At 72.6% G+C, this 20,818-nt stretch carries 13 protein-coding genes; 7 read left to right on the top strand and 6 right to left on the bottom strand.

All coding sequences use genetic code 11. From position 1 onward, the window contains the following. Positions 1 to 103 precede the first annotated feature (103 nt). Positions 104 to 1,945, top strand: a complete 1,842-nt coding sequence (asnB, locus tag N4G70_RS31615; RefSeq protein ID WP_261716205.1) for an asparagine synthase (glutamine-hydrolyzing) — start codon at positions 104 to 106, stop codon at positions 1,943 to 1,945. A gap of 72 nt (positions 1,946 to 2,017) precedes the next feature. Here asnB and N4G70_RS31610 read toward each other — a convergent pair whose 3' ends face one another. From N4G70_RS31610 to N4G70_RS31595, 4 genes are all read right to left on the bottom strand, one after another. Continuing rightward, a complete protein-coding gene (locus tag N4G70_RS31610) occupies positions 2,018 to 4,318 on the bottom strand; it encodes a VCBS repeat-containing protein (protein ID WP_261716204.1) in 2,301 nt (766 codons plus the stop codon). A 206-nt stretch (positions 4,319 to 4,524) separates the two neighbouring features. Next, complete coding sequence (locus N4G70_RS31605; RefSeq protein WP_261716203.1) at positions 4,525 to 4,893, bottom strand: PPOX class F420-dependent oxidoreductase; 369 nt, start codon at positions 4,891 to 4,893, stop codon at positions 4,525 to 4,527. A gap of 29 nt (positions 4,894 to 4,922) precedes the next feature. After that, positions 4,923 to 5,405, bottom strand: coding sequence for a DUF456 domain-containing protein (locus N4G70_RS31600; RefSeq protein WP_261716202.1), 483 nt, complete (start codon positions 5,403 to 5,405; stop codon positions 4,923 to 4,925). Positions 5,406 to 5,581: 176 nt separating this feature from the next. Beyond that, complete coding sequence (locus N4G70_RS31595) at positions 5,582 to 6,562, bottom strand: helix-turn-helix domain-containing protein (RefSeq protein WP_261716253.1); 981 nt, start codon at positions 6,560 to 6,562, stop codon at positions 5,582 to 5,584. A gap of 191 nt (positions 6,563 to 6,753) precedes the next feature. Here N4G70_RS31595 and N4G70_RS31590 point away from each other — a divergent pair, with 191 nt between their 5' ends. The 5 genes from N4G70_RS31590 to N4G70_RS31570 all read left to right on the top strand — a co-directional run bounded on the left by N4G70_RS31590 (position 6,754) and on the right by N4G70_RS31570 (position 17,752). After that, complete coding sequence (locus N4G70_RS31590) at positions 6,754 to 10,530, top strand: S8 family serine peptidase (RefSeq protein ID WP_261716201.1); 3,777 nt, start codon at positions 6,754 to 6,756, stop codon at positions 10,528 to 10,530. A gap of 155 nt (positions 10,531 to 10,685) precedes the next feature. Next, entirely contained in the window at positions 10,686 to 12,551 is a 1,866-nt protein-coding gene (locus N4G70_RS31585) for a protein phosphatase 2C domain-containing protein (RefSeq protein WP_261716200.1), read from the top strand. A gap of 27 nt (positions 12,552 to 12,578) precedes the next feature. Beyond that, positions 12,579 to 14,321, top strand: coding sequence for a pyruvate dehydrogenase (locus N4G70_RS31580; protein ID WP_261716199.1), 1,743 nt, complete (start codon positions 12,579 to 12,581; stop codon positions 14,319 to 14,321). A gap of 179 nt (positions 14,322 to 14,500) precedes the next feature. Continuing rightward, on the top strand, positions 14,501 to 16,387 hold the full coding sequence (locus tag N4G70_RS31575) for a serine/threonine-protein kinase (protein WP_261716198.1): 1,887 nt from the start codon (positions 14,501 to 14,503) through the stop codon (positions 16,385 to 16,387). A gap of 897 nt (positions 16,388 to 17,284) precedes the next feature. Beyond that, the gene (locus N4G70_RS31570) at positions 17,285 to 17,752 is read left to right on the top strand and encodes an ATP-binding protein (RefSeq protein ID WP_399037538.1); all 468 of its coding nucleotides are present in this window, start codon (positions 17,285 to 17,287) and stop codon (positions 17,750 to 17,752) included. Positions 17,753 to 17,772: 20 nt separating this feature from the next. Here the strand turns inward: N4G70_RS31570 and N4G70_RS31565 are convergent, their stop codons facing one another. Both N4G70_RS31565 and N4G70_RS31560 read right to left on the bottom strand, forming a co-directional pair. After that, positions 17,773 to 18,834: a DUF2637 domain-containing protein gene (locus tag N4G70_RS31565; protein WP_261716197.1), complete on the bottom strand. Its 1,062-nt coding sequence runs from the start codon at positions 18,832 to 18,834 to the stop codon at positions 17,773 to 17,775. Between the two features lie 194 nt (positions 18,835 to 19,028). Next, the gene (locus N4G70_RS31560) at positions 19,029 to 19,877 is read right to left on the bottom strand and encodes a (2Fe-2S)-binding protein (RefSeq protein ID WP_261716196.1); all 849 of its coding nucleotides are present in this window, start codon (positions 19,875 to 19,877) and stop codon (positions 19,029 to 19,031) included. Between the two features lie 124 nt (positions 19,878 to 20,001). Between N4G70_RS31560 and N4G70_RS31555 the strand changes: the two genes are divergently transcribed. Next, entirely contained in the window at positions 20,002 to 20,760 is a 759-nt protein-coding gene (locus N4G70_RS31555) for a GntR family transcriptional regulator (protein ID WP_261716195.1), read from the top strand. The last annotated feature ends 58 nt before the right edge of the window (positions 20,761 to 20,818 follow it).

The following is a 20,818-nucleotide window of genomic DNA, read 5'->3' as shown; positions in this document are numbered from 1 at the left end:
CCCACCACATCCCACGATGCAGAAGATAGGTAGGTGCTCAATACATCCGCTTCGGTCGGCGGCACGTCCCCCCTCCGGCCGGAGAGGCGAAACAGGAGGAACCATGTGTGGCATCACCGGCTGGATATCCTTCGACCGTGAACTGCGCGCCGAGCGGGACACCCTGGACACGATGACCGAGACGATGGACTGCCGCGGCCCCGACGACCGCGGCGTCTGGGCCGGGGGACCGGCGGCTCTCGGCCACCGCAGGCTCGCGATCATCGATCTCCCGGGCGGGCGCCAGCCCATGACGGTCGAGGCGGACGGCAGGACCGTCGCCCTCGTCTACTCCGGCGAGGCCTACAACTTCACCGAGCTGAAGGCCGAACTCACCGCCCGCGGGCACCGGTTCACCACCGACTCCGACACCGAGGTCGTCCTGCACGGCTACCTCGAATGGGGCGAGGCCGTCGCCGAACGCCTCAACGGCATGTACGCGTTCGCGATCTGGGACGAGCGCGTCCAGCGCCTCGTGATGATCCGCGACCGGATGGGCATCAAGCCCTTCTACTACTACGAGACCGCCGACGGCGTGCTGTTCGGCTCCGAACCCAAGGCGATCCTCGCCAACCCGCTGGCCCGCCGCTCGGTCTCGCTCGACGGGCTGCGCGAGCTGTTCACCTTCGTCAAGACGCCGGGCCACGCGGTGTGGGACGGCATGAAGGAGGTCGAGCCCGGCACCGTCGTCACCGTGGACCGCGGCGGCCTGCGCACCCACACGTACTGGAAGCTCGAAACCCGGCCGCACGACGACGACCGCGCCACCAGCATCCGCCGGGTCCGTGAGCTGCTCGACGACACCGTCCGGCGCCAGCTCGTCGCCGACGTGCCGCGCTGCATGCTGCTCTCCGGCGGCCTCGACTCCTCCGCGCTCACCGCGCTCGCCGCCCGTCAACTCGGCGAGCAGGGCGAGCGGGTGCGCAGCTTCGCGGTGGACTTCGTCGGCCAGACCGAGAACTTCGTCGCCGACGAACTGCGCGCCACCCCCGACACCCCTTACGTCCACGACGTGGCCCGCACCTCCGGCACCGTCCACCAGGACATCGTGCTCGACGCCCAGGCCCTCGCCGACCCGGAGGTGCGGGCCAAGGTGATCCGCGCCCGGGACATCCCCATGGGCTTCGGCGACATGGACGCCTCGCTCTATCTGCTCTTCAAGGCGATACGCGAACACTCCACGGTCGCCCTGTCCGGCGAGTCCGCGGACGAGGTCTTCGGCGGCTACAAGCAGTTCTTCGACGAGGAAGCCCGCGCCGCCGACACCTTCCCCTGGCTGGTGAAGTTCGCCGAGCAGTTCGGCGACGACGCGGGCCTGCTGCGCCCGGACCTCTCGGCCGCCCTCAACGTTCCCGCCTACGTCAAGGACTCCTACGACACCGCCGTCGCGGCCGTCCAACGCCTGGACGGCGAGAGCGACTTCGAGTACCGGATGCGCAAGATCAGCCACCTCCACCTCACCCGCTTCGTCCGCGTCCTGCTCGACCGCAAGGACCGCGCGAGCATGGCCGTCGGCCTGGAGGTGCGGGTGCCGTTCTGCGACCACCGCCTCGTCGAGTACGTCTACAACGCGCCCTGGTCCGTCAAGTCCTTCGACGGCCGCGAGAAGAGCCTGCTGCGCGAGGCGGCCCGGGACGTCATCCCGCGGTCCGTGTACGACCGGGTCAAGAGCCCCTACCCCTCCACGCAGGACCCGAAGTACGCCACCGCCCTCCAGGGCCACGCCAAGGATCTGCTGGCCCGGCCCTCCCACCCGGTCTTCGACCTCATCGACCGGGACGGGCTGCGCCGGGCCGCCGAGGTGAGCGCCCCGCAGATCCACCAGGCCTCGCGCAGGGGCCTGGAGCGCACCCTCGATCTCGCGATCTGGCTCGACCTGTACAAGCCGGAGCTGAAGTTGGCGTAGCGGGAGGGGCGGAGCCCGCGGCGAGCAGGGCCGGGTGGGCCGGGCGTGCCACCCCGCCCGGCCGGCCCGTGCCTAGCTGATGGTCTCGTCGGACCACACGCGGGACAGGCCGGTCTGCTCACGCGCGGCGAACGGGGCCCGCCAGTTGCCCGTGCCGCGGTAGACGTACGAGTCGCCGGTGGACGTGGTGACGAACAGATCGGCCCGGCCGTCGCTGTCGGAGTCCCCGATCCCGACCGTCTGGTTGTACGCGCCCCAGCCCTCGCCGATGCGCACCCGGCTGTCGAAGGTGCCGTCGCCCTTGCCGAGGTACAGCCACGAGACGCCGTCCTTGTCCCGGCCGACGAGGTCGCCGCCGGGGCCACCGGCCACGTCCCCGACCGCCGTGACCTGGTTGTACATGTCCCAGCCGGTACCGGCCTTCACCCGGGGAGCGAACGGGGCCCGCCAGTTGCCGGTGCCCTTGTACAGCCACAGCACCCCCTGGGCGTCCCGGGCCAGCAGGTCGCTGCGCCCGTCGCCGCTGACATCGCCGCCGCCCGTGAGCTGGTTGTACGCGCCCCAGCCCGAGCCGATCCGCACCCGGCTGTCGAAGGTGCCGTCGCCCTTGCCGAGGTACAGCCACAGGACGCCGTCCTTGTCCCGAGCCACCGCGTCGGCGCCGGAGGCTCCGGCCACGTCACCGACGGCCGTGACCTGGTTGTAGATGTCCCAGTCGCTGCCGATGGTCTGTGCTTCGCCGCCCTTGAGCTGCCCGGTCCCCGGCTCGCGGTAGGTGTCCGTGCGCCAGAGGGTGCCCAGGCCGCTGCGGATCAGCAGATCCGGAGAGCCGTTGTCCGTGAAGTCGTGCGGGGCGGCCTTGCGGGACACCGTGAAGGCGCCGCTCTCGATCAGGTCGGGGCCGATGCCGTTGCGGGGCTTGGCCGTCAGGGTCCAGGTGTAACCGCCGTTGGGGGCGGCCGTGTTCGGGGAGTAGGAGGGCCCCATCAGGCCGTCCCAGTCGAGCTCGCGCCAGGCGGGGGCGGTCGACTCCCACTGGGCGGGGTCGACCCGGAGCTCGATCTCGCGCTGGGCGCCGGACGCGGTGTGGCGCAGGGTGACGGTCACATCGGTGTTGCTGTGCGTCAGCCGCCACTTGGGCCGCCACGGGGCATTGTCGAGCGCGGCCACCGCCGGGACCTGCGATTCCTCCACGATGAGCTTCGTGGGGTGGCCCGTGCCCGAGAGGAGCTGGGCGACCGGCGCCCCGTCGGCTCCGGCCGAGATCCGGTAGAGGCCCTCGCCCTCGGCGGAGGTGCCGCCCATCACCAGCAGGCTGCCGTCCGGGGCGGGAGCGGCGGAACTGGCGTGGTCCATGACCGTGCGCTCCGTGCCACCGCCGATCGGCGTGGCGCGCAGCGCCGAATCCGTGAGGTTGTTCCCCTCGTTGAGCCTGCGGTTCTCGCCGTACAGGGACCAGCCGCCGACCAGTCCCACCAGCCCGTCCCCCTGCTTGCGGTCCAGGTTCATGTCCCAGCGCTTCTGGTCCCCGCCGAGCTCCATGGTCCGCACCGACGACGAGGTGTCGCTCGTGAACACGCCGCCCGCCAGCGCCAGATGGGTGGCGGACACGGCGGCCTTCGTGATGTAACCACCCAGCATGCTGTTCCCGGTGACCACCTTGGCCGAGGACAGGTCGGCCGCGATGTAGTCGAAGAACTCGCTGTTGGTCGAGGAAATCGTGTACCGCAGCGCCGCGAAGTCACCCGACCCCGCTTCCACGTCGACCTCCCGGACGCCTGCGGGCAGGCCGGTGATGACCCGGTCGGTCACCTTCTGGTCCACGACGTCCAGGACGTGAGGCTCCACGGTGTCACCGGTTCGCTTGTACGCGAGGATGTGTGAACCGACCGTGCCCAGGTAGAAGTAGCCGTACGAGGCGAGGTCGACGACGTTCGACGACCCGGTGGTCATGTCGAGCAGGGTGACCTTGGTACCGGCGTCGTCCCTGACCGCCACCATGTCCGACGAGGTCCCGAAGAACGAGGGCAGGGATGCGTACGAGGGGGCGTCCTTCAGCACCACCGTCGTATGCCCGTCGGCGTACCGCGTCCACAGCACGTCGTGTCCGCTTCCCGACTTCGCGATGGACAGGAACCCGGTCCGTCCCGCGCTCAGGACCTCCGCGTCGGCGGCGATCTTGAACGTCGCCGCACGAGAGGCCGGCGCGGCGCCGGACGCGGTGGGCGCCACCGGTGGGGCGGCCAGGGCGGGCGAGGCGAGCGGTCCGGCGGTCACCGCCAGGGCGAGCAGAGTTGCCGCGGTGACGAGCCGGTTCGGCCCCCCGGTCGAACGAGGCGATCGGGTCCGGCTCGGTATGGCGGAAGGGTGCACGTGCTCTCCTGGTCATGGGCGATACGTGTGCAGGAGGGCAGCCGGAGGGCGCGAATCCCCCCACCATCAACAAAATCCCCCCGCAGTAGATGCACGAAATCCTAACAACCGGGAGACCAAAGCCCCTTACCGGTCGGTATCCCCGCCGGACGCGCCGGAAGGTCAGGGTCCGCTTCGGTGCACCCTCGCCGACGGGACGGCTTCACTCACTGGTCCAGACCCCAACTGTGGATCGTCTCCGGGTGGATACGGATGAGCTCCTCGCTGAAGTGCGGCCCCAACTCGTGCGGCCCGGTGAGGAGTTCGGCCCTGCCGCGGATCTCGACGCCGCGCACCTTCCACGGCCGTACGCTCACCACGTCGTCGATCACCAGGGCGGCCTTCGGGTTGCCCTGGAGGTTGCGCCACTTCTTCGTGGTGCCCAGCGCGTACCCGCCGATGAGGATCGTCCCGTCGTCCTGCGGGAAGAAGCCGACGGGGTTGGCCTGCGGTTGGCCCTTGCCGTCCACGGTGGCGAGCCGGCCGAGCCGCTGGCTCTTGAGATAGCCGCGCTCGGCCTCGCTGAATTCGGTCATGGGGTCACCCTCACACGCCGGAGCGCCGCTCAGCCCCAGATCACCGCGCCGAGCCAGGCCCCGGCGACGAGCAGACAGGCGAAGAGCTCGGCCATCACCGAGTAGCCGCCCGCGCGCAGGATCGTACGGGCCGAGGTCCAGCCGTCCCCGTGGCTGCCCAGCCGTCTGCGCTCCGCACCGTAGAGCCCGCCGACGAACCCGGCGAGTCCGCCGAGCACGGGCAGCACGAAGAACCCGGCGACGGCGGTCGCGCCCGCGGCGAGGACCGATCTCCTGGACACCCCGGCCGCCTTGAACCGGCGCGGCGGCAGGAGGGGTCTGAGCGCCTGGTTCAGGAGGAGGACGCCGGTGGCCCCCGCGAGTACGCCCCAGGCGAGTCCGGTGATGTCGTCGAGCGCCCACCACGCCACGGCGGCCCACACGATCGCCTGCCCCGGGATGCCGGGTACCAGCACGCCGCCCAGCCCCATCAGCATCACCGCCCCCACCACGAGAAGCTGCCACACGCCCATCTGCCCAGGGTGCGGCAACCAGCCCGTTGCCGCAGGTCGAAGGGGGGTTGAGGGGCGCGGGGAACTGCGCGAGAAGCCCCCGCGGTCCGCAGGCGGAAGAGGGTTCAGGGGCGCGGGGAACTGCGCGAGAAGCGACCACGACCCGCAGGCGGAAGAGGGTGCGGGCACCCTGGGCCTCAGCGGGTGACCCAGCCCCGTTCGTAGGCGTGCCACCCGAGCTGGAGCCGGGTGGTCACGCCGGTGAGCTCCATCAGGCCCTTGACCCGCCGCTGCACCGTCCGCAACCCCAGCTCCAACTGCTTCGCGGCGCTCGCGTCGGTCATTCCCGCCAGCAGCAGCGACAGGATCTCCAGGTCGGTGGCGTCCGGGCCCGGTGCATCCTCGACGATGCCGAGGTCCCCGCCGCCGAGCCGCAGCGGCAGCGCGTCCTTCCACACGGCCTCGAAGAGGCCCATCAGCGATTCCAGCAGGCCGCTCGCATGCACCACGAGCGCGGCCGGCTCGGCGTCCCGGCCGGTCAGCGGCACCATCGCGAGGCTGCGGTCCGCGACGACGAGCTTGGTCGGTACGCGCTCCACCGTCCGCACCTGCTCGTCGCGGCCCAGCGCCGCCGACAGCTCGACGATCCCGGCGGGCAGCGAAAGCACCTCGCGTTCGATGACCACCCGGTAGGCGACCCCCCGGTTCGAGGCCCGCTCCTCGGACTCGTTGTCCATCCCGGTGACCGCCACCGGCTTGCCCGTCACCAGCGCGCACACCTCCTCGGCGGCGCCCAACTGCAACTGGTGGAAGCGGTGGGAGACCGCGCTCGCCCCGGTCACCACCTCGACCAGGTCGTGCACGGCCGGCTCGGCCGCCTCGGCCCGGTACTCGGAGGCGAGCAGCGCCGCCGCCAGTTCGGCCTGGTCCAGCTCGTGGCGTTGCTGGGTGAGCAGCGCGCCGAGCGCGACCCCGGGCGGCGCCGCGACCCACCGGCCGGTGCGGGCCGAGGACTGGGCGGCCAGGCCGTGCCGCTCCAGACGGCGCAGCGCGCGCTCGGTCTCGCTCTCGGGGAGCGCGAGCCGGTGCGCGAGATCCGTCACCTCGGCCGCGCCCACCGCGACCAGGGCGCGGTACGCCGACTCCTGCGTCTCGTCGAGACCTATCGCTCCCAGCACCATGGACCGCCTCTCAGAGCCTGTGTCTGGCGGGAAACCGCCCCGGCGCAAACCCGCCTCCCAACATCATCCCCGTATCTCCCGCCGCTCTGCCAATGTCGAGCCACCGCAGCACCAACAGCCTCCGGGTACGGGGGATTTGCGCGTTTTGTGCGCGGTGTCTTTTGTGCCGGATCGACCTGGGGAGAGCGATGCGCCCGATATCGCGTACGGCGTTGGGGGTGGCGGTCGCCGCCGCCCTCGCCGTCTCCGCGGTGGCGCCGTCCGTGGCAGCGCCACGACACGACGACACCGCGGCCACCGCCAAGAGACCGCTCGTGGGCGGCGCCGCGAGCGGTACCGGGAAACCGGCCACCGTCACCCTCGTCACCGGCGACAAGGTCGTGGTGAGCAGGGACCGCTCCGGCGCCCCCACCGGCGTCACCGCCCTGCCCCGCGAGGACGGCTCCGTACCGCTCGTCCAGACCAGGCGGTCGGGGAACGAGCTGTACGTCTACCCCGAGGGCGCGGCCGGAGCGCTCGCCGCCGGAAGGGTCGACGAGGAGCTGTTCAACGTCTCGGGGCTGATTCGCCAGGGCTACGACGACGCCCACACCAAGACCCTCCCGCTCATCGCGGTGTACGACCACGCCGCGACGCGGTCGGCGCGGGCCGTGCCGCGCGGCGCCAAGGCGGGCCTCGACCTGCCCGCGGTCAACGGTACGGCCCTCACCGTGGACAAGGCCACGGCCGGGCGGCTGTGGGCCGAGGTCGCCAACTCCCGTACCAGGGACGCCTCCTCGGGTCTCAAGAAGCTGTGGCTCGACCGCAAGGTGACGGCCTCCCTCGACCGGTCGGCGAAGCAGATCCGCGCCGACCTCGCCTGGGCCGCCGGATACGACGGCAAGGGCACCAAGGTCGCCGTCCTGGACACCGGAGTGGACGCCGAGCACCCCGACCTCAAGGGCCGCGTCACCGCCTCCAGGAACTTCACCGACTCGCCCGACACCGAGGACCGCCAGGGGCACGGCACCCACACCACCTCCACGGTCGGCGGCTCGGGCGCGGCCAGCGACGGAAAGAAGAAGGGCATCGCGCCCGGCACCGGCCTGCTGGTCGGCAAGGTCCTCAACGACTCGGGTTCCGGCGACAGTTCGTGGATCATCGCCGGAATGCAGTGGGCCGTCGACAACAAGGCCGACGTGGTGTCGATGTCGCTCGGCAGCCCCGTTCCCACCGACTGCACCGACCCGATGAGCGTCGCCGCCCAGGAGCTGGCGACCAGCGCCCCGGACACCCTGTTCGTCGTCGCGGCCGGCAACTCCGGCCCGGCCCTGAACACCGTGTCCTCGCCGGGCTGCGCGCCGGGCGTCCTGACCGTCGGCGCCGTCGACCGCGACGACACCACGGCGAACTTCTCCAGCCGCGGCCCGGCTCCCTTCACCCACACCCTGAAGCCGGAGATCACCGCCCCCGGCGTCGCCATCTCGGCCGCCAACGCGGGCGGCCGCGGCGTCTACGCGTACCAGACGATGTCCGGCACCTCGATGGCCACGCCGCACGTCGCGGGAGCCGCCGCCATCGTCAAGCAGCGCCACCCCGACTGGAGCGCGCGGCAGATCAAGGCCGCCCTCGTCTCGTCCGCCGACAGCGGTGTCCCGGGGGACGTGCGCGAGACCGGCGGGGGCCGGCTCGACGTCAAGGCCGCCATCGACACCGGGGTGCTCGGCGCGCCCGCCCTTCAGGCCGGCACCTTCGCCTGGCCGCAGGACAGGAGCGACCGCACCACCGTCGACGTGCCGTACACCAACCTCACCGGCAAGCCGGTGCGGCTCGACCTGAAGGTCGCGGGCGTCACCGGAAACGACGGATCGGTGGTCAACTCCGGTGTGGCCAGGCTGAGTTCGGGCACGGTCACCGTTCCCGCCGGAGCCACCGTCAAGGTGCCGCTCGCCATCGACCCGACCGCCCGCCTCAAGGCCGCCCAGTACGGAGACGTCACCGGCCGGGTGCTCGCCACGGCGAACGGTGTGAAGGTCTCCACCCCGTTCTCGCTGTACGTCGAGCCGGAGACGCTCACCCTGCGCGTCAAGCTCGTCGACCGCGAGGGCAGGGCCGCCGCCGGGGCGTCCTCGCTCGACGTCATCGGCACCGACACCGCGACCGGCGAGCGCCGCTTCAACGACGGCGCCGCCGACCAGGTCTACCGGCTGCGCCCCGGCGCCTACTTCGTGTCCTCCTTCGTCACCTCGCCCGACCCCGGCGACGCGACCGGCGCCGACATCGGCTCGGTCAGCTATCTCGGCCGGCCCCAGCTCGACCTGAAGAAGGACACCACCCTCGTCCTGGACGCCCGCTCCGCGCACCGCCTCTCGGTGCGCACCGAGAGGCCGAGCGAGGTCCGCACCACCACCCTCGACTTCGCCCGCTCCTGGGGCGGCCAGTGGCTCCACTCCGGCTCCATCAGCGGATCGCGCCTGATCAACCAGTACTTCGCGGACGTCCGGGGCGACGCCCGCACCGGCGACTTCGAGTTCGGCAGCTACTGGCGGGCGTACGCCCCGCAGGTCGAGAGGCTCGCCGTGATCGGCGGCCCCGAGCTGCACCCGCTCACCGCGAGTGTCGGCTCCGACAACCTCGACGGCACCGGCCGCGCCCCGTTGGTGGACGCGGGCAAGGGCACCCCCGAGGAGCTCAAGGCCGCGGGCGTCGCCGGAAGGATCGCCTTCGTCGCGGTACCGGACGGTGCGGGCTCGCTGTCGACGCTGGGCAAGGACGCCCAGGCCGCCGGCGCCAAGGCGCTCCTCGTGCACCGTCCCTCGGCCGGCCGCTGGCTGCCCGCGTACGGCTTCATGGGCGGCCCGCTGCCCACCCTCGCCATCGAGGCCGCCGAGGCCGAGGCGCTCACCCACCGCCTGGCGGACGGTCCGGTCACGCTCGACTGGAAGGCCACCGCGAAGAGCGGCTACGTCTACGACCTGGGCTTCCAGGAGGACGGCGGTTTCGGCTCCGACCGCACCTACCGGGTACGCGACGGACAGCTCGGCCGCAACGCCTCCACCTACCACTCGATGGGCGTGCCGGCCGACTTCGTCGACGGCGTGTCCGCCCACCGTCCCGACGGCCGGGCGATCGGCGTCTCCGGCATCGACCTGGTGGCCGTCCCCTCCACCCGCACCGAGTTCTACACGGCGGGCGCCACCACCTGGGACCACTTCGTCTCGTCCAGCTTCCCCTTCGGCGAGTTCATGCTGTCCCCGCCGACCGCGTACTGGGCGGGCGAGCAGACGAAGGAGAGCTGGTACGACGGGGTGGTCGGGCCCGACGCCGGACGCGACGCCGCGGGCAGGCCCCTGCTCGCCGCCGAACGCCAGGGCAACCTGATCGGCTTCGCTCCCGGCACGTGGGGCGACACCGAACACAGCGCCCAGCCGGGCTCGTTCGGCGACATCGGCTCGCTGCTGCTGCGCCGCGACGGCCAGGACTACGACAGCAGCGGCTGGCCCTCGGGGGTGTTCACCGTCCCCGCCGACGACGCGGCGTACGAGCTCATCAGCGACAACCAGAAGATCGGCCCCTCCGCCTCGGTCTGGAAGCGCTCCAATGAGGTCGTCACGAGCTGGAAGTTCCGCTCGCACCTGGAGGAGAAGGTGTACTCCCAGGCCATCCCGCTGCTCTTCCCGCACTACGACGTCCCCGACGACGCGCTCAAGACCGTCCCGGCAGCCGACGGCCAGAAGATCGGCCTGACCGCCACCGGGCACGCCGGCTACACCCCGGGCGCCCTCGTCTCGGCCACGCTGTCGTACTCCTACGACGGTGGCGCGACCTGGACCAAGGCCAACTCCGTTCACCAGGGCGGCAGTTGGGCGGCGACCGTGAACCATGCGGGCGCCTCGGCCAAGAGCGTGACCCTGAGGGCCGAACTGACCGACGCCCACGGCAACTCGGTCACCCAGACCGTGGTGAACGCCTACACGGTGCGCTAGCCACGAAGCCGGTCCGCCGGGTGTCCCTCCCGTGGGGGGTGGGGACGCCCGGCGGACCTTTCGACGGCCGCTGCCGGGCTTGGCCGGGCTTGTCCGTTGAGCACATTTTCCCGATGCCCCGTTTTCGTACGCCTCCAGCGGTGGACAATAAGGGCATGAGCCAGCAGGGGGAGAGGCCAGCCCGGGACGACGACTGGTGGAACCGGCTGTACGACGAGTCGGCTCCGGACGCCGGTCCCGACGGTTCGCGCGACAGCCTGGACGACCGCTTCAACTCGGTCTCCGACACGGTGCGTTGTCCTGCGGTGGTCGAGGGGCCGGAGCCGACTTCGCCCCCGGCGGGGCGCGCCGCCCCACCACCGGACGCGGCCCCGCCGCCCCACGCGCCGCCCGCCGCCGCGCCATCGGCTCCGCCTCCGCCATCGCCCGGAGCCGCCCCATCGGCCGGGGCCGCCCCGCCGAACGACGGGGCGCCGCCACCACCGACCGCGCCACCGCCGGGCGCCGACCGTTCGGCCGACCCGTCGGCCGCCGCCCCCGCACCCGCCCCCGCCGCGCCAGTCCCCCAGGCCGCCTCGCCGCATACGGGCACCCCCGGTCCCGCCCGCCCCGCCGAGCCGCCGCTCGCGGCCCCCGCACCCGGCCGCCCCGCCGACTCACCGACCGCGCCCCCGCCCGGCCCGACCGCCCCGGAACCAAGGCCCCGGGCGCCCTGGGAGCCGCCCGAGGGGGTGGCCGAACCGCGTAAGGCCGCCGCCTGGTGGGAGTCCGTTCCCGCCGCGCCGCCGCCTCCGGCGGAACCCGCGCCGCTGCCCGATCTGCCGCCGGGATGGGCGGAGAGCGAGTCCTCGGACGCCCCGCACCCGCCCGGGGCGCGGCCGCCCGTCACCGGGACGGCCGCGACATCCCGTGACGCCGATGACGACCCGCTCGTCACCAACGCCCCGCGCGCACCACGTACGCCCACCCCCGACGCCTCCGGCCCGCCCATGACCGCGCCCGACGAGCAGTTCGCGCCGTCCGCGCGGTTCGAGTCGGTGCCCCGGCCCCGTACCGGCCATGTGGGCGACGGGCCGCCCACCTATGACGCCGAGCCCACCGCGCTGCCCACCGCCCGGCCCGAGGAGCTCGACGACCTCGTGGCGGACACCGTGCTCGACGGCGCCCGCTACGGCACCTACGTCCTGCGGGCCGTGTCCGCGCGCGGGGACTCCGCCCGCTACCGGGGCGAGCCGCGCCGCGACGCCCTGCTCACCGCCCGCTTCGGCACCGGCGAGAACGCCCTGGTCCTGGTGGCCGTGGCGAGCGGCGTGCGCACCAGCGACCGGGCACAGCTCGCGGCCGCCGACGCCTGCCACTGGATCGGCGGAGCCATCGGCCGCAGCCATGTCCGCCTCGCCGAGGACATCAGGGCGGGCCGGCGCGGCGACCTCAAGTCGGGCCTGCACCGGCTCACCGACCGCAGTTACGGGATGCTGCGGGCCCGCGCCGCCGAGCTGGGGGCCGAGCCCGAGGAGTACACCGCGAACCTGCGCTGTCTGCTGCTGTCCGCCGATCCGGCCTGCCGTACCCGGGTGTTCTTCGGCGTCGGGCACGGCGGCCTGTTCCGGCTGCGCGGGGGAGTCTGGCAGGACATCGAGCCCGCCGTGCCCGAACCGGGCACGGTCCTCGGCGAGCCGGTGGTCGGCTTCGGCTCCGCGCCGGCCGAGACCCCGGCGGGCGACCGCCTGACGATGGACCTGGGCACGGTCGAGCCCGCCCGCCCCTACATCGACCCGCCCGCGCCCCCGGGCGAACCGTTCCGCTTCCGGGCCTCGGTGGCCCGTCCGGGCGACACCCTCCTGCTGTGCAGCGCGGGCCTCGCCGAACCGCTGCGCGGCGAGGCCGCCCTCGCCAAGGAACTCGCCGAACGCTGGGCCGCCGCCGAGCCGCCCGGTCTCGCCGGGTTCCTCGCCGACGTACAGCTCAGGGTGAAGGGGTACGCCGACGACCGTACGGCCGTCGCGGTCTGGGAGGCGTAACCGCGGGGGCCGTGGGTTGATGGACCCATGGCCAAGCAGAATGTTGCGGAGCAGTTCGTCGACATCCTCACCCGCGCGGGCGTCCAGCGGATGTACGGAGTCGTCGGCGACAGTCTGAACCCTGTCGTCGACGCCATCCGCCGCAACTCCGCGATCGACTGGATCCAGGTCAGGCACGAGGAGGTCGCGGCCTTCGCGGCCGGCGCCGAGGCCCAGCTCACCGGAAGGCTGGCGGCGTGCGCGGGCTCGTGCGGGCCCGGCAACCTCCACCTCATCAACGGCCTGTACGACGCGCACCGCTCCATGGCCCCCGTCCTCGCCCTCGCCTCCCAGATCCCGTCCTCGGAGATCGGCCTCGGCTACTTCCAGGAGACCCACCCCGACCAGTTGTTCCAGGAGTGCTCCCACTACTGCGAGCTGATCTCCAGCCCGCAGCAGATGCCCCGGGTGCTCCAGACGGCGATCCAGCACGCGATCGGCCGGGGCGGTGTCGGCGTCCTCGCGCTGCCCGGCGACATCGCCTCCGCGCCGGCCCCGGACAAGGCCATCGACCACGCCCTGGTCACGTCCCGGCCGACGGTGCGGCCCGGGGACGCCGAGATCGACAGGCTCGCCGCACTCGTCGACGCGGCCAAACGCGTCACCCTGTTCTGCGGCAGCGGCACCGCCGGGGCGCACGCCGAGGTCATGGAGTTCGCCGGGCGCGTCAAGTCGCCGATCGGGCACGCGCTGCGCGGCAAGGAGTGGATCCAGTACGACAACGAGTACGACGTCGGCATGAGCGGCCTGCTCGGCTACGGCGCCGCCTATGAGGCGACCCACGAGTGCGACCTGCTGATCCTGCTCGGCACCGACTTCCCCTACAACGCCTTCCTGCCCGACGACGTCAAGATCGTCCAGGTGGACGTCCGCCCCGAACACCTGGGACGGCGCTCGAAGTTGGACCTCGCGGTGTGGGGCGACGTGAAGGAGACGCTGCGCTGTCTGACGCCCCGCGTGAAGGAGAAGAAGGACCGCCGCTTCCTCGACAAGATGCTGAAGAAGCACGCCGACGCCCTGGAGGGTGTCGTCAAGGCGTACACCCGCAAGGTGGACAAGCACGTCCCGATCCACCCCGAGTACGTGGCCTCCGTCCTGGACGAACTGGCCGACGACGACGCCGTGTTCACCGTCGACACCGGGATGTGCAATGTGTGGGCGGCCCGCTACATCTCGCCCAACGGCAGGCGGCGCATCATCGGTTCGTTCAGCCACGGCTCGATGGCGAACGCGCTGCCGCAGGCGATCGGTGCCCAGTTCGTCGACCGCCGCCGTCAGGTCGTCTCGATGTCCGGCGACGGCGGCTTCTCCATGCTGATGGGGGACTTCCTCACCCTGGTCCAGTACGACCTACCGGTGAAGATCGTGCTGTTCAACAACTCCTCGCTCGGCATGGTCGAGCTGGAGATGCTGGTGGCCGGACTGCCCTCGTACGGGACGACCAACCACAACCCCGACTTCGCCGCCATCGCCCGGGCGGCGGGCGCCTACGGGGTGCGCGTGGAGAAGCCCAAGCAACTCGCGGGTGCCCTCAAGGACGCCTTCAGGCACAAGGGCCCGGCCCTCGTCGACATCGTCACCGACCCCAACGCGCTCTCCATCCCGCCGAAGATCAGCGCCGAGATGGTGTCGGGCTTCGCGCTCTCCGCGAGCAAGATCGTGCTCGACGGCGGGGTGGGCCGCATGCTCCAGATGGCCCGCTCCAACCTCCGCAACGTGCCGAGGCCGTAACGTCCCGGCCGCACACGGCCCGGCCGGGGCCGAAAGGGACGCGGCCCCTCCGCCACGCCCCACACGACCATCGCGCTCCCCGCGCACTTCCTCGCCTTCACTCGGCGCCGCAACAGCGACTACTCTCAACCGAGTTACGCCGATGACCAGGCGAGAAGGGCCGGGGGAGCCACACCATCATGAGCGGTAGCAACGGGGACGGACGCGGCGAGAAGGACGATTACATCGACGGGGGCATCAAACCGCTCGCGGTCAGCGACCCCGCGCGCATCGGCCCCTATCTGCTCCTGGGGCGGCTCGGCGCAGGAGGCATGGGGCGGGTGTTCCTCGCGCGCTCGGACAGCGGGCGCACCGTCGCCGTGAAGGTCGTGCACGAGGAGCACGTGTCCGACGAGCAGTTCAGGGCGCGATTCCGCCGCGAGATCGACGCGGCCCGCAAGGTCGGCGAACGGTACACGGCACCGGTGCTCGACGCGGGCCCCGGCGACGAGCCGCCGTGGGTCGCCACCGGATACGTACCCGGGCTCTCGCTCGAACAGATCGTGCGGCGGTACGGACCACTGCCCGCCACCTCCCTGTACGCCCTCGCCGAAGGGCTGTTGAAGGCCCTCAAGGACATTCACGGCGCGGGCATCGTGCACCGCGACCTGAAGCCGTCCAACGTGATGCTCACCGTGGACGGCACCAAGGTCATCGACTTCGGGATCGCGCGGGCCCTCGAAACCTCCGTCGAGTCCCTGCTGACCAGTACGGGCATGGCGGTCGGCTCGCCCGGCTTCATGTCGCCGGAGCAGGTGCGCGGCCAGAGCGCCGGGGTCAAGAGCGATGTGTTCACGCTGGGCTGCGTGCTGACCTACGCGGCGACCGGACAGCTCCCGTTCGGGCACGGGGCCAGCAACCAGCACGCCGTGATGTTCCAGATCGTGGAGGGCGAACCGGACCTCGCCGGAGTCGAGGACGCCCCGCTGCGCGCGCTCATCGCCCGGTGCCTGGCCAAGGACATCGATCAACGGCCGGGCGTCGAGGAGCTGTTGACGGACCCCGAGCGGCCCCGGCCGAGCACCGCGCGCGGCGCCTGGCTGCCCGCCCGGGTGGTGGCGCGCCTGGCCCAGCAGTCCGCGCGGCTGCTCGACGCCGAGGCGAAGCCGCTGCGGGAGGAGCCCGTGGACCGGGCGACCATCGGCCTGCGTCCGCAGGACGGCCACCCCGACGGCGTCGTGGCGGGCGACGCCGTCACGCTGCGGGAGCACCGGGAACGGCCCCGCCGCCGTCGCCGGCTCATCGTGCTGCCCGTCATCGCCGTACTCACCGTCGGCGGCGGCACGATCGCCGTGCTCCAGCCGTTCGCGCGGGACAGCGGGAGCGAGGCACACGCCCAGCCGCCGAGCAGCAGCGCGAGCGCGAGCCCCGGCGCCAGTGCCAGTGCCGGCCCCGGTGCCGGCCCCAGCGGCGCGCCGTCCGCGATCAACTCGCCGAGCCCGAGCGCCAGTTCACCGTCGCCCGGGCCCAGTGACAAGGCCAACGAGACGAAGGGCCCGGACGGAAAGGGCGGCGCCGGCGGCCAGAACGCCCAGAACAACGGCGGGAGTTCGGCCGCGCAGGGAGGCGCCGTCGCGGGCGGGGCCGGGGGCTCGCCCGGGGGCGGGGGAGCCGCGACGCGGGGCACCGGTGACGGCGGCGGCTCGGGTCCCTCCGGGCCCTCGGGGGGAGCCTCCAACGGTTCGGGCTCGTCGGGGTCCGGCGGCGGCACGCCCGCGGGCTCCCCGCCGCCCGCCCTGAAGGCTTACAAGGTCGAGTACACCAACGGCTGTGTGGGGGCGTGTTCCATGCCGCTCGCGGTGAGCTGGTCGGCGATCTCGGGGGCGACCCGCTACGACGTCCACTACACCAACAAGGGCAGCAACTTCACGAAGAAGAGCGTCGACACGATCTACTCCACGGGTGGCACCAGCTACACGATCAACGGCCCCTTCTCCGGCGACGAGATCTGCGTCTCGGTGCGGGCCGCCAACAAGTACGGCGCCTCCGCATGGGCGGAGACGTGGTGCGGCACCGTGCCCTACTGAGCACCCTCCGGCCGGCCCCCGGCCCGGCCCGCCGTACCGGGAGCCGGGTCGGGCCCGCTACGACGCCTCCGGCACCTCGCGTACCCCGGCCTACGTCTCGTGCTTTCCCCGTCTGCCCGGGGGATCGACGCAACCGGCGGGACGGGTGGATCCGATGGGGCAGCGCGGCCTTCCTCAGCCGGGCGGCACCGTCGTACGCAACGCTGTACGCGGGGAGCGCGGCGACCCGGGCGGGCGCGACAGCCGCCCCTCGGCAGATCGGCCGATGCCCGGCGGTCGCCGTGTCCCGGGACGGGGTCGGTTCGACGTCGTGCCCCGTCGCCGCGGGAGCGGCCCGCCCACCGGGCGGGGGGTCTCATTCCCGCGTGGACCCGCTGCCGCCGGGATATGCCGGTGGGGAGCCGGGCCGCCTCCCGCCGGAGGCCCACGCGGCCGGGCTCCGGCCCGCTCGTCCGAAAGCCCAGGCCCGCTCCGGTGAAAGCGGGGACGAGGACGCCATCGGCCCTGCGTCCCGGCCGCGCGCCGGGCGGCCTCCCTTCGATCCGGAACCGGGCCGCCGAGCGGGGCCGCCGCCGCTTTTCGCCGGTCCCGTACGACTCGTATGCCGCCGTCAACACCCTTGTACGCGAGCCCTGTTGGCGCTTTTCAGTCCCGCTGGGTGGGCAAGGCCGCGACGCCGGACTGGGCACGGGGCGAGGCGGGGGAGCGCCGCACGACACCCCGTGCCGAAACTCCCGCGTGGAATTCCCGCCCCGTGCCCACCCCTCCTGTCGGGCCGCGCGAAGGGGTCCCGTTCGGTCGTTGCGGAATCACCATGAGTGACCAGGGCCCGGTGGGGCATGCATCCCGTGTGCGTGTTCGAGGGAGGAAGGTCGTCGCAACGTGCAGGTGGGGGTTATGACAAGGCATCAGGCAGGGCGGGGCTCCGCGGGGAGCGGACCCGTCCGGACACCTGATGCGCAGCAGGGGGACCAGCGTCTGCTGCGCAGAAAAGTTGGACGGGCGGACCTGAGTGCCGTCCGCGACATACGCCGAGCGGTGCGGGAATTCCTGGGCCCCTGGCCGCACGCGGGGGCGGTGGACGTGGCGGAACTGCTCACCAGCGAGCTGGTGACCAACGCGCTCGTCCACACCGACGACGGCGCGATCGTGACGGTGACCGCGGAGGAGCGCCGACTCCGCGTGGAGGTACGGGACTTCGTTCCCGCGCTGCCCACCCCGCACGCGCCGTCCGACGACGACGGGACGCACGGCAGGGGGCTGCTGCTGGTCCAGGCGCTGGCCGACGCCTGGGGCGTGCACGAACACGACCTGGGGAAGGCCGTCTGGTTCGAACTCGGTGACGGAACGGCGCCGCGCCCCTAGCGCGGACACCGCCGTCACCTTTATCCGAACTGCTGCTCAAGATCCTTCAGCTTGCGCTCCAGGGAGTCGAGCCGCGGCAGCGCCTGGGTGTCGTCCTCGGCGGTGAGGTCGACGGTCCTGGCGGCCGCGGCCTCAGCGGCCCCGACGGCCTGGAGGGAGGGCCGGTTGCGCAGGGGAAGCTGTCCCGGCTCCGCTATGGCCGGCTCCGCGACAGCCTTGGGCTGCGCGGAGCCCGGCCCCGGACCGATCCCCGGTACGTCGACCTGACGGCCGCCGCCCCTGCCGCGTCCCCAGGCCCGGTTCTGCCGGCTGAGCGCCTTGAAGTGCGCCCGGTCCAGCTTCTCCTGGTCGCGCCTGCGCAGCTTGTTCTCCTCCTTGGTGCGCTTGTCCTCGCGTACCTCGTCGACCGCCTCGTCCAGGGTGCGTACGCCTTCGAGGAGCATCAGCGACCAGGCGCCGAAGGTCTCCCTGGGGGCGCGCAGCCACCGGACGATACGAATCTGCGGCAACGGCCGTGGTACCAGGCCCTGTTCACGCAGGGCCGCCCGGCGGGTCTGCTTCAGCGCGCGGTCGAAGAGCACCGCCGCCGAGAGCGACATCCCGGCGAAGAACTGCGGGGCGCCCGCGTGGTCCATGCCGCGCGGCGCGTGCACCCAGTTGAACCACGCCGCGGCGCCCGCGAACGTCCACACCAGAAGGCGTGAGCCGAGCGCCGCGTCGCCGTGGCTGGCCTCGCGCACCGCGAGCACGGAGCAGAACATCGCCGCGCCGTCGAGCCCGAACGGGACCAGATACTCCCAGCCGTCCGTCAGATTGAGGTTCTGCCGGCCGAAGCCGACCAGACCGTGGAAGGAGAGGGCGGCGGCCACCGCCGCACAGCAGAACAGGAGCACATAGGAAGCGGTGCCGTACACCGCCTCCTTCCTTCTGCGGCGCTCCTCGCTGCGTTCCCACGAGTCGTCGCCGGTGGCGTTGTCACCGGCGCGCTTGCCGCGCGCGAGCACTACCAGAGCCACGACGACCCCCACGATCATCACGCCGCCCGGAAGCAGCCAGTCCAGCGATATGTCGGTCAGTCGCATGCGGTGTCCCTTGCATCGCGTAGGGCGTATCGGCCGCCATACTGCTCCAGCCGGACGGGGCGGCAGGAGGGTTTCGGGGCAAGAGGACGCCAACGGAGTGCGAGGGCCCTCGGATAGGGGCGATTCACTCGAACGACCGTGCCCGGCGCGCGAGTTGAGTTCGACTGGCGCTCACCCGGACGGGTGGCATGGAGTCAGGATGCGGCGCTGAGCCGACGCACGCGGTCGGCGTCGCAGGTCCGGGGACAGGTGACGCAGGTGTCCTGGGGGCGCACGGTGTAGAAGAAGCAGCAGCTCGCGCGGTCGCGGGTCGGCAGGCGCCGCCCGTCGGGCGCGGTCAGCTCGCGGAAGCCGGGGGTGCCCACATACGGCTTCGCGGTGCCGGGCAGCAGCGCGTCGAGCTCGGCCATCGCACGCGGCTCCTCACCGAGCAGCGAGCCGATGTACCAGAGCCCCTCGACGATCTCGTCCGTCGCCATCCCCCACAGGGCCCGCCGGCCGCGCCGCATGCGCGGCCCGAACCCGTCGAGCACCGGCCCGAGGTGCTCGGCCAGCGACGCCCGCACCTCGGCCCGCAGCGCCTCCTCGTCCGCCACCACGCAAGCGCCGGGGAGCCCGGCCGCCGGGTCGTCGGGCAGACAGGCGAACTCCGTTACCCGCACGGCGATTTGGCCGTGCGTCCGCTGGAAGGCCACATCGGCGACCGGCACCCTCGGCACCCGGCGGTGCAGGAACCAGGGGACCGTCACCAGGAGGCAGACCGGCCAGGCGTACCGGTGGAAGCCGAACGAGGCGATGACATCGGGGCGGGCCTGGTGTCCGTAGTCCCGGACCACCTGGGCGTTGTCCCAGGCCAGAAAGGCGTCGAGGGCGCTGCCACCGGCCGCGAGCTCCGCCGCGCCGACCCAGCCCGCACCCTCGGGCGCGGGCTCGGCGGCGGTCAGCTCCCTGATGCCCAGACCGGGAAACACCTCGGCGAGCCGGGCGTAGGAGTCACCGACGGGGCTCGGCGCGGGGCTGGGCAGCAAGGCGGACACGGTCATGCGGAACCACCGAATCACGATCGTTGGCAGGTAAGGCTTACCTTAGCCGATGTGCTCGATGTTTGAACTCGCGCTTTGTCCGCCTATGGTCTGTGAGGGGCAGGCGGAGCCGTAGGAGGCCGGGGTGGAGCAGGGCAGAGCGCACGAGACGGTGGTGCCTCCATCCGGGTCACCCAGGGTCCCCGGCCAGGCCAGGGCCGGGGAGCGCCCCGGCGCCGCGCGCGGTGAACACACCCACGGCGAGCCCCCCGCCCCCCGCGCCGTCCACCGCCACTCCGTACGCGGCCAGATCCTGGCCGCCCTGCGCACCGCGCTGGTCGACGGGGAGCTGGTGCCCGGTGAGGTGTACTCGGCCCCGGCGCTCGGCGAGCGGTTCGGGGTCTCGGCGACCCCGGTGCGCGAGGCGATGCAGCAGCTCAGCATCGAGGGCGCGGTCGAGGTCGTGCCGAACCGGGGCTTTCGGGTCACCGAGCGCAGCGCCCGCGAACTGGCGGAGCTCGCCGAGGTGCGGGCCATGATCGAGGTCCCGGTGATGCTGCGCCTGGCCCGTACCGTCCCGGCGGCCCGCTGGGCCGAGCTGCGGCCGCTGGCGCTGGCCACCACCGAGGCCGCCGCCACCGGCGACCGGGCGGGGTACGCCGAATGCGATCGCGCCTTCCACCGGGCGGTCCTCGCGCTCGCCGGCAACCAGCAGCTCGTCCAGGTCGCCGACGACCTGCACCGGCGCGCGCAGTGGCCGCTGACCGCGGCGCCGGTCGCCCGCCGGGCCGACCTGGTGGCCGACGCCGCGGAACACCTGGCCCTCCTGGACGCCCTGTGCGCCCAGAACCTGCCGGTCGTCCAGTCGCTCGTACGGGAACACTTCACGGGCTCCGCACTCTGACGCGCCGGGGCCCGGGTGACGTGCGCCTGCGGATCCGAAGGCCCGGCCACCGACGGTC

This window comes from Streptomyces sp. ASQP_92 (assembly GCF_025399895.1).
In the GTDB taxonomy this organism is placed as follows: Bacteria; Actinomycetota; Actinomycetes; order Streptomycetales; family Streptomycetaceae; genus Streptomyces.
The sequence above is the reverse complement of the archived record's forward strand: the minus strand, read 5'-3'. Positions and strand labels throughout refer to the sequence as shown.

Excerpts from the sequence above, each read along its gene's own strand:
- asnB (WP_261716205.1), top strand. The coding sequence starts at position 104 with ATGTGTGGCATCACCGGCTGGATATCCTTCGACCGTGAACTGCGCGCC.
- N4G70_RS31605 (WP_261716203.1), bottom strand. The coding sequence starts at position 4,893 with ATGACCGAATTCAGCGAGGCCGAGCGCGGCTATCTCAAGAGCCAGCGG.
- N4G70_RS31600 (WP_261716202.1), bottom strand. The coding sequence starts at position 5,405 with ATGGGCGTGTGGCAGCTTCTCGTGGTGGGGGCGGTGATGCTGATGGGG.
- N4G70_RS31590 (WP_261716201.1), top strand. The coding sequence starts at position 6,754 with ATGCGCCCGATATCGCGTACGGCGTTGGGGGTGGCGGTCGCCGCCGCC.
- N4G70_RS31585 (WP_261716200.1), top strand. The coding sequence starts at position 10,686 with ATGAGCCAGCAGGGGGAGAGGCCAGCCCGGGACGACGACTGGTGGAAC.
- N4G70_RS31580 (WP_261716199.1), top strand. The coding sequence starts at position 12,579 with ATGGCCAAGCAGAATGTTGCGGAGCAGTTCGTCGACATCCTCACCCGC.
- N4G70_RS31575 (WP_261716198.1), top strand. The coding sequence starts at position 14,501 with ATGAGCGGTAGCAACGGGGACGGACGCGGCGAGAAGGACGATTACATC.
- N4G70_RS31570 (WP_399037538.1), top strand. The coding sequence starts at position 17,285 with ATGACAAGGCATCAGGCAGGGCGGGGCTCCGCGGGGAGCGGACCCGTC.
- N4G70_RS31565 (WP_261716197.1), bottom strand. The coding sequence starts at position 18,834 with ATGCGACTGACCGACATATCGCTGGACTGGCTGCTTCCGGGCGGCGTG.
- N4G70_RS31560 (WP_261716196.1), bottom strand. The coding sequence starts at position 19,877 with ATGACCGTGTCCGCCTTGCTGCCCAGCCCCGCGCCGAGCCCCGTCGGT.